Raw genomic sequence first — 13949 nt, forward strand, 5'->3', positions numbered from 1 at the left:
CGCCAAAAGCCGGATCACATGCATCCAAAAAGCAAATAATCGCCAGAACGACTGAATTAATCGCCAAAATACCCGAGTTAATAGCCAAAATCTATGGAATAATCGCCAACAAACCAAACTCCTTGAACGCAAGCCTAGCTAAGAAAGCACCACCAAATCCAATCAACAAAAAAACAAATTTCTCTCCCGAATCACGTATCGATCTGTACATATTAAATCCAAATTTGTTCATACTAATTGTGCAAAGGAGGAGAGAAAAATGGGCTTATTAGAAAACTGGGACCGTTGGACATCGTTTTTAGGTAACCAAGTTGATAATGCAGAAAATACAGGTATGTCTAAAAAAGTAATTGAAGAAACAGCAGTTCAAATTGGAGACTACCTAGCAAAAAACGTTGATCCTAAAAACGAACAAGAACGCGTACTTGCCGATCTATGGGGTGTTGCTTCTCACGATGAAAAACATGCCATGGCAAACTGTATCATTAAACTTGTAAATAGCAAACGCGTACAATAATTTCAACATGACTTCAATTCGTATTTACAACTAGGTGTGGGTTGAAGTTGATCGTTGAAACACCTTAAATTAGCGGCAATTGCCACAAAAGTTTTATTCAAACCTTACTCACTATTTTAGTGAGGCCTCATATGTTTTAATCAATCGAAAGGAGGCTCGTCCTCCTTTTCTTTTTCAAATCTCTAATTTATAACTATATCATTCTTTTTTTGAAAATTAGAATTTCTTAATTTGGAAGAATTATCTGGTTTTGTAACTTTTCAATACATAGAAAATCCGCTATGATGAAACTATTAATATAATTATTCGTTTCAATAGTAAGGGGACGATTTCTTTATGAGTGAATGGTATTTTGAATATGAGATTCAAGTGAATCGTCCAGGATTGTTAGGTGATATTGCATCACTGCTGGGAATGCTCAGAGTCAATATTGTGTCCATCAATGGTGTCGATGAAGGTCGTCGTGGAATGCTTTTAAATGCTGAAAATGATGATTCCATAGAACGATTTATTTCGATTGTATCCACGATGGAAAACATTGTTGTGACGAAATTCCGCCAACCTAAAATCCGTGATCGGCTAGCTGTAAGGCATGGGCACTACATTCCAAGAGATGTGGATGAAAAAAATACGTTCAGATTCTTGCGTACAGAACTTGGGATTTTAGTTGACTTTATGGCAGAGTTATTTAAAATGGAAGGTCACAAACTGATTGGAATCCGTGGAATGCCTAGGGTTGGTAAGACAGAGTCGGTCGTCGCAGCAAGTGTTTGTGCTAACAAAAAATGGATTTTCTTATCATCCACGATGATTAAGCAAACACTAAGAAATCGGTTGATTGGCGACGAATTTAGTGACAATAATATTTTTATTCTTGATGGGGCAGTCACAAGACGAACAAATGACGAAGGCCACTTACGACTTGTTCGTGAAATTATGAATTTGCCAGTCATCAAAGTAATCGAACATCCAGATGTATTTGTACAATCATCAGAATATAAAATTGAGGATTTTGATTATATCATTGAGTTACGACATGACCCGAACGAAGTAATTTCTTATGACATCCTTGAAAAAAATCAAATGATGTCGCAAAACGACCTTTTTGGAGGATTTAATTTTTAGAAAAAGTAGGTGTTAACAGTGACTGAACTCGGTACTCGACTGAAAGAAGCGAGGTTATCTAAAGGGTACAGCTTAGATGATTTACAGGAGATAACAAAAATTCAGAAAAGATATTTGGTTGGAATTGAAGAAGGCAACTATTCAATAATGCCAGGTACTTTTTACGTTCGTGCATTTATTAAACAGTATGCAGAAGCAGTAGGTTTAAAATCAGAAGAATTATTAGAACAATATAGGAATGAAGTTCCGACCACGCAACCGAATGAAGTGACGCAATCCGTTCCCTATACTCCATCCCGTAGGACTTCAAGATCCACAGGACGAATGATGGAAACAGCACCAAAAATTATAGTGGCATTATTTATTATCGTAATTGTTGCGGTGATCTGGTTCCTTTATTCTCAAAAGGTTCAAAACACACCAGAAGGCGGGCCAGACGAAGAAACACAATTTGAGTACGATCAAAAACCGACTCCGCAAGAAAATTCGAATGGCGGAACAACTGGAACTGGGACAGATGAAGAAGCAACTGAAGATGAAGAACCTGTTGAGCCAGTTGAAGAAGAACCGGTTGTGACACAAACGATTTCTCCAGGTGCAGTTCAGGCTGATGGAGTTACAACAATTTACGATCTTACTGGTAGCGAGACAATGAACTTACGCATTGTAATTTCAGGTGATACGTGGGTAGGTATTCGTGATCGTGGTGGCAGTGAGCAAATACCGGATCGTGTTTACAAATCAGGTGAAGAAGTCCTATTTGATGCAACGGCAAACACTTATGCCCGCATTCGCCTAGGTGATGCAAGAAATGCGAAAGTCTTTGTAAATGACGAAGAACTTGTCTATACTCAAAACCCTCAAGACCGAGGAAAAAGCACTCAAAATATTATTATCCAGTTCGGTGAAGAACAGGCTGAGTAGATATGGCGTAGAAAATAGTTCTGAACTGTCGATAAAAAGCTAAAAAATTTGATTTAATATCATACAGAATAATAAAATGAATTGAGATGAGCGGCGGCTGTCACAAGCTGTCACCATAACAATTCGAGGATAAAGAAGAAAGGCTGTGCAGAAAATTCTTTCTGGACAGCCGCTTTTCTTTCAAAATGAAAGGTGTTTTTATGAATGAATTTACCAAATAAAATAACGGTCTCACGGATTATTTTAATCCCGATCTTTGTTATCGTTATGATTAACGACTTTGGATGGGGCAATATGACGCTATTTGGTGCAGAGATGCCGCTGGAGCATTTTGTTGGAGCATTAATTTTCATCATTGCTTCATGTACAGACTGGATCGACGGCCACTTCGCAAGAAAATACAACCTTGTGACAAACTTAGGGAAATTCCTAGATCCTTTAGCGGATAAACTTCTAGTGTCTGCGGCTTTCATCGTTTTAGTTGAGCTTGGATACGCACCAAGTTGGATCATTATTGTGATTATCAGCCGTGAGTTTGCGGTTACTGGTTTACGTGCAATTCTCGCAGCTGAAGGTGGCGAAGTTGTCGCTGCAAGTAATTTGGGGAAAATCAAAACATGGGCGCAAATCGTCGCGATTTCATTATTGCTTTTACATAACGCAATCTTCGTGATGTTCGGCATCCCATTTGATATGATTATGCTTTATATTGCCTTAATCTTTACGGTTTGGTCTGGTTGGGATTACTTCTGGGCGAACCGCAAAATATTTGTGAATTCGAAATAATGTTGCGCGGGATTTCAGTGGAAATCCCGTTTTTTTAATAGATGTCGGATTTCTCAAAGAAAAAGTCGGATTTCTCAGCTGAACTGTCGGAAATCTCGCCTGAAATGTCGGGATTATCAGTAAACTTCGGGATTCTGGATCAAAAAGTCGGGAATCCGCCAAAAACTTCGGGATTATCAATCAAAAAGTCGGGAATCCCACCAAAAACTTCGGGATTCCGACCCCAATTCAAAACTGTATAACACCTAACAATCAGTTATAATAAAAATAAATAATTCCAATAGAATCGAGGGACCAGAGATGAATGCAGAAATTATAGCGGTGGGATCTGAGTTATTGTTAGGGCAAATTGCCAATACGAACGCGAAATTTATTTCGAGTCAGCTTTCTGAATTAGGCATCAATGTTTATTTTCACACAGTGGTGGGGGATAATGGCGGCCGTCTAAAAGAGGCAATCAAAATCGCAGAAGAACGAGCGGACCTCATCATTTTCTCTGGTGGACTCGGCCCGACAAAAGATGATTTAACGAAAGAAACGATTGCAGCTCACCTAGAAGTGCCGTTAGTTTTCGACCAAATTGCCCTCACATATATAGAAGAATTCTTCTCGAAGCGCGGGCGTACGATGACAGAGAATAATAAAAAACAAGCCCTCGTACTAGAAGGGTGTAAAGTCCTTGCCAATCATAACGGGATGGCACCAGGAATGCTGTTAGAGAAAAATGATCGCACCTACATTTTGCTACCAGGCCCTCCAAAAGAAATTGAGCCAATGTTCCAGTTTGAAGCAAAGCCACTTCTCGCGAAAAAAGTGAGTGGTGAGATGATTGTTTCACATGTCCTGCGTTTTTACGGCATTGGCGAGGCGGAGCTTGAAGTGCAAATTCAAGACATTTTAGATAATCAAACCAATCCAACTGTCGCGCCGCTTGCTTCTGACGGTGAAGTGACGCTAAGAATTACAGCAAAAGCACAAACAGAACATGAGGCATGGAAACTAATCTATGCGAAAAAGGCAGAAATACAAGCTATCGTAGGAAAATATCAATATGGCGTGGATGATGATTCATTAACTTCAAAAACGGTGGAAATGCTCCTGCACAACAAACTAACAATATCTGCTGCTGAAAGTTTAACGGCGGGTCTTTTCCAATCGGAATTAGCGGAAGTGCCTAGGGTAAGTGCTGCACTAGTTGGAGGATTTGTAACGTACACTGAACAAGCGAAGGTGAATCAATTAGACATCTCCCAAGAATTGCTTGACCAACACGGAGTCGTTAGTAGCGAATGCGCGGGTGCAATGGCAGCCAATGCGCGCAAAATCATGGGCACGGATATCGGCATCGGGCTAACTGGAGCTGCAGGACCGGATCCACATGATGGTCAACCTGCAGGAACAATCTGGATCGGCTTTGCTATAGGTGACGATGAACCCGTTACTCGCAAACTCGAACTTTCCGGCATGCGCAACACAAATCGTCTTCGCGCGGTGAAGTATGCGTGTAGTTATTTGATGAGGTTGCTTGCGGAGAAGGGGTATAAGAGGGTTTAATAACATTTGTCTCTTTCCAGGGTTAGGAGCTATATATAATAATTGAAATACTTATTTTCAAAACATTACATACTATAAATGTGTAATGTTTTTGTTTTTTAATCTATTTGCTGTTTAGGATTTTTCATACTTGGAAATGTTGTTTCATATAAACAATTATACAAATCTACCAATATATAGTGAAATGGGGGTGTTAGGAGTGGAAAGTAGCAATAACAGGGAGGAAAAAGATATGGCAACAGAAACACTTTTGAAGCATACTGACAAGGAAATTGAAGAAGTTTTTATTAAACGTGCTTTGGATTCAGATCGTAGACTTTTAGGTGGAAAAGAACTTGCAAATGAGGCTAAAAAAGACCTGGAAGAATATATGAAGTTATTTGGGCTGGAGGAATTGGAAGACAAATGACAGTGAAACAATTGGAAAATGCTATTGATAGAATTTCAGCAGTTGAAGGAGTTAGGATGGAACCAATGTACTTAAAATTGGACGTCTTAGCTCTTTATTATGTCTACAGAGATAGATTTGATATGGTAGTTCAGGAAATCATTAATGTGATGGAAAAAATAGTAGATAATCCTTCGCTAGGTGAACAATTAGAATACAGTTTGAAAGAATACAAATCTTATCACTTTTCTAGCCCAGGCCAAACAGTTAAACCTCAAGAGGAAGATATGAGACTTGCTCATAGATTTTAAGGATAAACAGATTAGTAGAAGTTTTAGGTTTTGGTCATCGATATCTTCCAAAAATTTATGATGAAAACGGTAATGAATTACCAAATTGTATCTATACAACATTAAAAAACGCTTAGGTAAATAGACTTTACATTCTTACCGATGTAAATTTAAGAACTATACATAAATGATGCTTATTGGTATTTCTAGCACTTCTAGTCGAACAAGTACTACTACTTTCTAAATGGTTCAATTGTTGAATTTCTTCAGGTTTTTGCTACTCAAAAAATTATTTTGCCCATAAATCGAAAATATGTTCGGTTTTTTCTTGAAAGTTTCTCAAAAAAGAAGTATAGTAGAGACATAAGAAAAACAGACTGATTTACTATTAAGGAGGAAATTTTTTGAGCGATCGTAAAGCGGCCTTAGATATGGCGTTAAAACAAATTGAAAAGCAATTCGGTAAAGGTTCTGTCATGAAACTGGGAGAAAAAACAGACCTTCAAATCGAAACAATCTCTAGTGGTTCATTAGCACTTGATGCTGCACTTGGTGTTGGCGGATATCCAAAAGGAAGAATTATTGAAGTTTACGGACCAGAATCTTCTGGTAAAACAACAGTAGCTCTTCACGCAATTGCTGAAGCACAAAAAGCTGGTGGACAAGCAGCTTTCATCGATGCTGAGCACGCGCTAGATCCGTTATATGCACAAAAATTAGGCGTAAATATTGATGAATTAATCCTATCTCAACCAGATACTGGTGAGCAAGCATTAGAAATCGCAGAAGCATTAGTACGTAGTGGTGCGATTGACGTAATCGTTGTTGACTCTGTTGCTGCATTAGTTCCAAAAGCTGAAATCGAAGGCGAAATGGGAGACTCTCACATGGGTCTACAAGCTCGTTTAATGTCTCAAGCTTTACGTAAACTTGGCGGTGTTATTAATAAGTCAAACACACTAGCGATCTTTATCAACCAAGTTCGTGAAAAAATTGGTGTAATGTTCGGTAACCCTGAAACAACTCCTGGTGGACGCGCGTTAAAATTCTATTCTTCTGTTCGTTTAGAAGTTCGTCGTGCTGAAACAATTAAACAAGGTAGTGACATGGTAGGGAACAAAACAAAAATTAAAGTTGTAAAAAACAAAGTAGCTCCTCCATTCCGTACAGCAGAAGTTGACATCATGTACGGTGAAGGGATTTCTAAAGTTGGGGAAATCGTTGATATTGGTGCTGAATTTGATATCATTCAAAAAAGCGGTTCTTGGTATTCTTACGGGGACGAACGTATCGGCCAAGGTCGTGAAAACGCAAAACAATTCCTAAAAGAAAACCCAGTAATCCAAAAAGAAGTCGAAGGCAAAATTCGTGAATCTCTTGGTATGGCAGCAGGCTCTTACACAATTGCTGCACATGACGAAGAAGATGAAGCAATGCCAGAAGAATTAGCATTATTGTTAGAGGAAGAATAATACTATCAAACCCATTCTCGCGTAGAGGATGGGTTTTCTTTTGCTCAAAAACACAATTTTACAGAAAATTAACATATGTAGAAGTCGTCCTAAACGTACAATGAGAACGATAAGATCAATATACAGATAACTAAAGCCATCAATCTTGAAATAAATAGAATAGAAGATTTCAAGAAAACTAAAAGGAGTGGGAAAATGAAATCATTCAAATTAGGTTTGAAGGGTTCATCCGATCCGAAGCAAATTGAGAATCGTTTATCTCAAGAGGGTATTGAAATCTATGAATTTCATTTGGTAGAAGATGATTTGTTTGGGGCGCGATTAAAACATCTCGAATCCTCTATTGCTAAATTAAAGGAACATGGGGTGCGCGTATATCTGCATCATCCCATGGCGATCCAGGGAAAGTGGCTACACATCAATGATGAAAATTCGATTGCTGCGGATTTTTTCAAATTGAGTACCCGCATTCTAGTAGATATATGCGAACGATTTGATTGCTATGTAGTTGTGCATTGGAATTATGGGATGTTGCAAAATAATCAATTGGTTGTTGAACAAGAAGTTCCAGATAAAAAAAGTCTGATTCAAACAATTGCACGAACGATTGCCTATGATGAGCGTTATGGAAAAGGTCGTATTCTCTGGGAGAACGGAATTAGGGGAGTGGGGGCGTTTCGAAATGATTTTGCTCTCGCAAATTTAATAGTAGATACTCCATTAAAACTTTGTTTTGATGTGAGTCACGGCTTTATTAGCATGAACGGAGATAATGAATCACTTTTCAAAACGATAGAATTATTGCAGAATCAAATCTGCTACTATCATGTGGTTGATAGTATGGGGAAAACACATGATTCATTGATGATCGGCCAGGGCGAGATCGATTTTCGCCGCATTCTTCCGTTCATCCTTGAAAAAGATTATATTTACGAGATTATGTTAGGGGATAACGAGGATTGTTGGGAGATGGTGGAGAGTCATCGTGTGTTTAGGGGATTGCTATGTGACAAGTGAGTGTTCGTGCAGTTCGATTCGAGCACATAGAGATCTCCTATATGCCCGAGTGGGATGGTTTTAATGGAGAAAAGTAACATAGAGGGTTTCTATGTGCCCAAACGGGATGGTTTTAATAGAAAAAAGTCACATAGAGCTGCAAAAGGATCTATATTACGGTATGTTTTCTAATAACTCCCCGATTTTTTCTAATAACCCCCATGTTTTTTCTAATAACTAGTCAATTTTTTCTAATATCTACAGCGCAGGGATCAACTAAACGCATGTTTTCTAATAACTCCCTGATTTTTTCTAATAACCCCCATGTTTTTTCTAATAACTAGTCAATTTTTTCTAATAACTAGTCAATTTTTTCTAATATCTACAGCGCAGGGAACAACTAAACGCATGTTTTCTAATAACTCCCCGATTTTTTCTAATAACCCCCATGTTTTTTCTAATAACTAGTCAATTTTTTCTAATATCTACAGCGCAGGGATCAACTAAACGCATGTTTTCTAATAACTCCCTGATTTTTTCTAATAACCCCCATGTTTTTTCTAATAACTAGTCAATTTTTTCTAATAACTAGTCAATTTTTTCTAATATCTACAGCGCAGGGAACAACTAAACGCATGTTTTCTAATAACTCCCCGATTTTTTCTAATAACCCCGTGTTTTTTCTAATGACTAGTCAATTTTTTCTAATATCTACAGCGCAGGGAACAACTAAACGCATGTTTTCTAATAACTCCCTGATTTTTCTAATAACCCTCGTGTTATTTCTAATAACTTATCATTTTTTTCTAATACCCTAAGCACGCACATCTTCAAGACTTCAAATCTCTTGAGTACTATCCCGTAGCGTACTAGTACGAGATAATAATTCACCCGTATCCCGTACCTACGAACACCACCCACCACCCCACAAATCCCTCCAAATCCAACAATAATACTACTGAATAGGAATAATTTAGTGTATCCTCGTCAATAATTTTTTGCAAGGGGTGTTGCGAGCGTCCCAAATTACAAAAATAGTAGGAAACGCTAGCTGTAGCAATCCTTGACAGACCAAAAGTGGAGCTTTACAATTAAAGTTGTATAATTTCTAAATTTTGAAATGAAATAGGCAGTATGTTGATTTGCATTCGAGAGGATTGTCTCACTCCGATTGGCGATACACCAAGAGGAGATCTGATTCACAAAAATCAAATTCGATCCAAAACTAAATCGCTCCGGCCCAGCCCGTTTTGGCCACCCCGGCTCAACCAGCCGCAAGCCAAAACAGCACAATGACCGGAAAGATCCCAACGTATCGTAATATCACATATAGCCGACTGAAAATGAAATGAAAATAGCAAATGGAGGTGTTCAAATGGTTGAACAAATTATCTCCGCTTTGCTTGGATTCATCGTCGGTGCCGCTGTTATCTATTTGTATATGAAAAAAGTGAATGAATCAAAAGTGAATGGTGCGAAACACACAGCTAGCCTCATCGTGGATGAAGCTAAGCGAGATGCGGAAACGCTGAAAAAAGAAGCACTACTAGAAGCAAAAGATGAAACTCACAGACTTCGTACTGAAGCAGAAAAGGACATCCGTGAACGCCGGAACGAGCTTCAGAAACAAGAAAACCGGTTATTGCAAAGAGAAGAAAATCTTGATCGCAAGGATGATGCTCTGAATAAGAGAGAATCGAGCTTAGAGCGGAAAGAGGAAACTCTAGCCGAAAGACAACAGCATATTGAACAGATGGAAAGTAAAGTGGAGGAGCTCGTGAGCGCGCAGAAGACTGAGCTTGAGCGCATTGCAGCTTTAACACGTGATGAAGCAAAAGACCTCATCATTAAAGAAGTTGAAAAAGAACTTTCAACAGATATCGCCGTGATGACAAAAGAAGCAGAAACACGTGCCAAAGAAGATTCTGACAAAAAAGCACGAGAAATTTTATCACTTGCCCTACAACGATTTGCAGCCGATCACGTTGCTGAAACAACGGTATCTGTTGTAAACCTACCGAATGACGAGATGAAAGGCCGTATCATTGGTCGTGAAGGTCGTAACATTCGTACACTTGAAACACTGACTGGTATCGACCTTATCATCGATGACACACCAGAAGCAGTAATACTTTCAGGATTTGACCCAATCCGCCGTGAAACAGCACGTCTTGCTCTTGAAAAACTAGTACAAGATGGTCGTATCCACCCAGCTCGTATCGAGGAAATGGTGGAAAAATCTCGTCGTGAAATGGATGAACAAATCCGTGAAACAGGTGAACAAACAACATTCGAAGTAGGCATTCACAACTTACATCCAGATTTAATGAAGATCTTAGGTCGTATGAAATATCGTACAAGCTATGGCCAAAACGTGTTAAAACACTCGATTGAAGTGGCACACTTGGCAGGACTTCTTGCAGCAGAATTAGGTGAAGATGTAACCTTAGCAAAACGCGCAGGATTACTACACGATATTGGGAAAGCGATTGACCACGAAGTAGAAGGAAGCCACGTAGAAATTGGTGTCGAACTTGCTACGAAGTACAAAGAGCACCCAGTTGTCATTAACAGTATCGCATCTCACCATGGTGACACAGAACCAACATCTGTTATCTCTGTCATCGTTGCAGCAGCTGACGCATTATCAGCCGCAAGACCAGGTGCACGTAGTGAAACACTTGAAAACTACATTCGCCGACTGCAAAAACTTGAAGAAATTTCAGAGTCCTATGAAGGCGTGGAAAAATCTTACGCGATTCAAGCGGGCCGCGAAATACGAATTATCGTACAACCAGAAAAAATTGACGATCTCGCATCACATCGCCTAGCACGTGACATTCGTAAACGTATTGAAGAAGAACTGGATTACCCAGGTCACATCAAAGTGACAGTCATTCGTGAAACACGTGCAGTTGAATATGCAAAATAGAAAATAAATCCTAACACCCTTTTCAGTGTAAAAACTGGAAAGGGTTTTCCTTTTGTAGAAGATTAGACACAAATCGAAGTAAATCTTAACAAACTAGTAGTTTCACAAAATGATAAAAAATGAGATAATCGATGAAGTAAAACATTGCAGATGTTGTTTTTTTAGCATTTTTAGCAAAATTCTTTGAAATTAATAAAAAGATAGTTTTCCAAGAGCTATTATGCTAAGATAAAGTACGTTAGGGATAATTTTACAATTATGCAATTATGATACTAGGAGGAATTGTAAATTATGAAAAAGCAAACAAAGAAGAATTTATTCAACGTTGCTATTGCAGGCGCAGTAGTAGCAAGTTCTGTTGTAGCTTTAGCTCCAGCTGAAGCACAAGCAGCAACTCCAGCTTTCAAAGATTTAAAAACTGACTACGTTCACTATAACGATATTATGAGTTTAGTAGACCGTGGTGTACTTAATGGATTCCCAGATGGCACATTTAAAGCAGAAAACTCTGTAACTCGTGCTGATGCTGCGATCTTCATCGCTAACGTTTTAGGTTTAGATACTAAAAATGTAACTGATCCTGGATTCAAAGACGTTGAAAAAAGTGACTACTACTATGGTGCTGTAGCTGCTCTAGCTAACAACAAAATTATCTCTGGTTATGGCAATGGTACATACGGCGTAAAAGACACTTTAAAAAGAGGTGAAATGGCCGTAATCCTTCAAAAAGCTTTCGAATTAGAAGGACAAGCTGAAAACTTACCATTTACAGATACAAAAGGTAATTTCTATGAGAAATTCATCTCAACACTTTATAAAAACGGAGTAACTGTTGGTGTTTCTGCTACGAAATACGGTGTAAATGATCCAGTTAAACGTGGTCAACTTGCTACATTCACTGTTAAAGGTGGAGCTGTAACTGGTGAAATCGTAGTTGACATTAAAGACGGTAAATTAGTAACAACTAAAGGCACTTACGATATCGATGCAGACTTAGCAAAAGTATTTAACGCTGACAACGCTGCAGCATTAAAAGGTGCGAAAGTTAAATTAGAAGCTGTTGGAACTGCATTTGCTTCTGCAAACACAGTTGCTGCTACTGAAAAAGTAAAAGTTGCTGCTTTAACAATCGTTGCTAGTGGTGCTGCATTTGATGCCAAAGGCTATGCAATTCCAAACGTAAAAGTTAACGGTTCAAACGTAGTAGTGAAAAACGTAGTAGCTGACAAAATTTCAGTTGCTGCAGGTTTAACTGTTGAATTAACAGGCGTAACTGCGAAAGAAATCGCTTTAGTTGGCAAAACTAATTTAAAATTAGACGCAACTACTAAAATTGACAAAATCGTAATTCCTGCAGGTCAAAAAGTAGAAGACGTTATTTCTAACTATGAAGAAGTAAAAGAAGCTATTAAAAACATTCCTGTAGAAAATGATAAAGGTGAAGAAGTAAAACCAGAAAATCCAACACCAACTCCTGGACCATCTACACCACCACCAGCTTCAATTAAATCAACTGTTGATCAACTTATTTCAGTTGGTTTAGATGAATATAAAACACATCTTGAAGGAGTTGTTGAAACAACATACACTCCTGGAGATGACACTATTAAATTTGAAGTAATTACTGATATTGCTATTAGTGATGTAAGAACTAAATTAGAAGCAATTGATGATCAATCAAATAAATTAACTACTATTCTTACAAATGACAAACTTACTGGTATTGGTGCAGTATATGATAATTTAAAATCTATTTCTTTTGACGGCGTAGAGTATACTGTTGCTGAAATCATAGAAGCTGAATCAGATCCAACTAAAAAAGCTGTTATGGTAGAAGCATTAGAAGATTTCGTAGCTGATAATAGAGATGGTGCTACTACTATCCTTCAGTTAGTTGGTAAAGAAACACAAATTACATTTAACTTCAAATCATATTCATCACTTACTTACAAATTCAAAATTGTTAATGAAAAATAATTGATGTATATTAATAGTTAGCTCAATCCTTTCCCCAGAACACGGGTGTTCTGGGGAATTTGAGTGTTAAGGGGAATTTGGTAAGTTCTAGTAATGCAGGAAAAGGAGCTTCATATATGGACCAACAAACGAAACCAAAAAAGAAGAAAAAGAGAATATGGCTATACATACTAAGCGGGTTATTGGTAATTATTTTAGGGTTTGCTGGTTACGTCTTGTACGAATTTAAAATTAAACAATATGATGTTGCCGACCCAGTAGTAGACGAAATCATTGAAGAAAACTATGTAATTGATCTTCCTGATGGGAACAAAATGATCATTGACAAGGAAGGTAATATTGTTGAAGAAAAAGGTACTACTGAAACAGTAGCAGAAGAATCTGATACAGAAACAAGTACTCAAACAGAAACAGATACTGAATCTTCAACTGGCCGTGACCAAGCAACAAACAACAATAACAACTCTGGTACCCCAGCAACAAGCAAACCAAAACCAGAAAAACCAACTGTTGCATCCATTAAACAAAAGTACATGCCTGCAATCCAAGCATTAGAATCACAAGCAAATACAAAAATTAATGGGCTAGTTCAACAGGCGAAAAACGAATACGTAGCAAAGAAATCGAACGGTGAAAGCATCAGTTTCGGTTATTTTTACAATAAATACTTAGGAGCAGCAGATGCATTAGAACAAAGTACTGATGCTGCATTTAATAGTATTATTAGTGTTGTTGAAAACGAACTAGTGAATAATGGTTTTAGTAAAGACCACGTAAATAGTTTAAGAACTGAATACGAAGCTACAAAAGAAGCTCGTAGAAGTAATTTATATAACAAAGCCCTTGAAATGCTATAAAATCGACATCATGATACATCTCTGTTAACTTGTCGATAATTATCATAAACTCTATTAAAATTGTATGTAAAATTTATGAAATTCATATAAAGCGAAGACAAACCTATTACTATCAGTTATAATTGTTACAG

Annotated in this window: 13 protein-coding genes; all 13 read left to right on the plus strand. The window is 37.9% G+C overall.

Annotated features, from left to right (window positions below):
• The coding region (locus CD29_RS20610; RefSeq protein WP_036189179.1) for a hypothetical protein at positions 1-272 on the plus strand (272 nt) is incomplete at its 5' end.
• The gene (locus tag CD29_RS16165) at positions 260-517 is read left to right on the plus strand and encodes a DUF3243 domain-containing protein (protein ID WP_036189183.1); all 258 of its coding nucleotides are present in this window, start codon (positions 260-262) and stop codon (positions 515-517) included. The genes CD29_RS20610 and CD29_RS16165, both read left to right, overlap by 13 nt.
• Positions 518-853: 336 nt before the next feature.
• Complete coding sequence (locus CD29_RS16170) at positions 854-1642, plus strand: DUF3388 domain-containing protein (protein ID WP_036189185.1); 789 nt, start codon at positions 854-856, stop codon at positions 1640-1642.
• Between the two features lie 18 nt (positions 1643-1660).
• The gene (locus CD29_RS16175; RefSeq protein WP_036189249.1) at positions 1661-2566 is read left to right on the plus strand and encodes a helix-turn-helix domain-containing protein; all 906 of its coding nucleotides are present in this window, start codon (positions 1661-1663) and stop codon (positions 2564-2566) included.
• A 204-nt stretch (positions 2567-2770) separates the two neighbouring features.
• Positions 2771-3352, plus strand: a complete 582-nt coding sequence (gene pgsA / locus CD29_RS16180) for a CDP-diacylglycerol--glycerol-3-phosphate 3-phosphatidyltransferase (protein WP_036189188.1) — start codon at positions 2771-2773, stop codon at positions 3350-3352.
• Between the two features lie 300 nt (positions 3353-3652).
• On the plus strand, positions 3653-4906 hold the full coding sequence (locus CD29_RS16185; protein WP_036189191.1) for a competence/damage-inducible protein A: 1254 nt from the start codon (positions 3653-3655) through the stop codon (positions 4904-4906).
• Positions 4907-5138: 232 nt separating this feature from the next.
• Positions 5139-5315 carry a hypothetical protein gene (locus CD29_RS20345; protein WP_156111899.1) on the plus strand — a complete coding sequence of 59 codons (177 nt, stop codon included), beginning with the start codon at positions 5139-5141 and terminating at the stop codon, positions 5313-5315.
• The gene (locus tag CD29_RS16190) at positions 5312-5605 is read left to right on the plus strand and encodes a hypothetical protein (RefSeq protein WP_036189192.1); all 294 of its coding nucleotides are present in this window, start codon (positions 5312-5314) and stop codon (positions 5603-5605) included. Before CD29_RS20345 ends, CD29_RS16190 begins: the two co-directional genes overlap by 4 nt.
• 383 nt (positions 5606-5988) lie before the next feature.
• Positions 5989-7056, plus strand: coding sequence for a recombinase RecA (recA, locus tag CD29_RS16195; protein WP_036189193.1), 1068 nt, complete (start codon positions 5989-5991; stop codon positions 7054-7056).
• Positions 7057-7251: 195 nt separating this feature from the next.
• Positions 7252-8073, plus strand: a complete 822-nt coding sequence (locus CD29_RS16200) for a sugar phosphate isomerase/epimerase family protein (protein ID WP_036189194.1) — start codon at positions 7252-7254, stop codon at positions 8071-8073.
• 1354 nt (positions 8074-9427) lie between these two features.
• The gene (gene rny / locus CD29_RS16210) at positions 9428-10984 is read left to right on the plus strand and encodes a ribonuclease Y (RefSeq protein ID WP_036189196.1); all 1557 of its coding nucleotides are present in this window, start codon (positions 9428-9430) and stop codon (positions 10982-10984) included.
• A gap of 291 nt (positions 10985-11275) precedes the next feature.
• Positions 11276-12961 carry an S-layer homology domain-containing protein gene (locus CD29_RS19755; protein ID WP_052124211.1) on the plus strand — a complete coding sequence of 562 codons (1686 nt, stop codon included), beginning with the start codon at positions 11276-11278 and terminating at the stop codon, positions 12959-12961.
• A gap of 116 nt (positions 12962-13077) precedes the next feature.
• Positions 13078-13818 carry a hypothetical protein gene (locus CD29_RS16220; protein ID WP_036189198.1) on the plus strand — a complete coding sequence of 247 codons (741 nt, stop codon included), beginning with the start codon at positions 13078-13080 and terminating at the stop codon, positions 13816-13818.
• Positions 13819-13949: the final 131 nt, after the last annotated feature.

The organism is Ureibacillus manganicus DSM 26584 (genome assembly GCF_000772945.1).
Classification (GTDB): Bacteria; Bacillota; Bacilli; order Bacillales_A; family Planococcaceae; genus Ureibacillus; species Ureibacillus manganicus.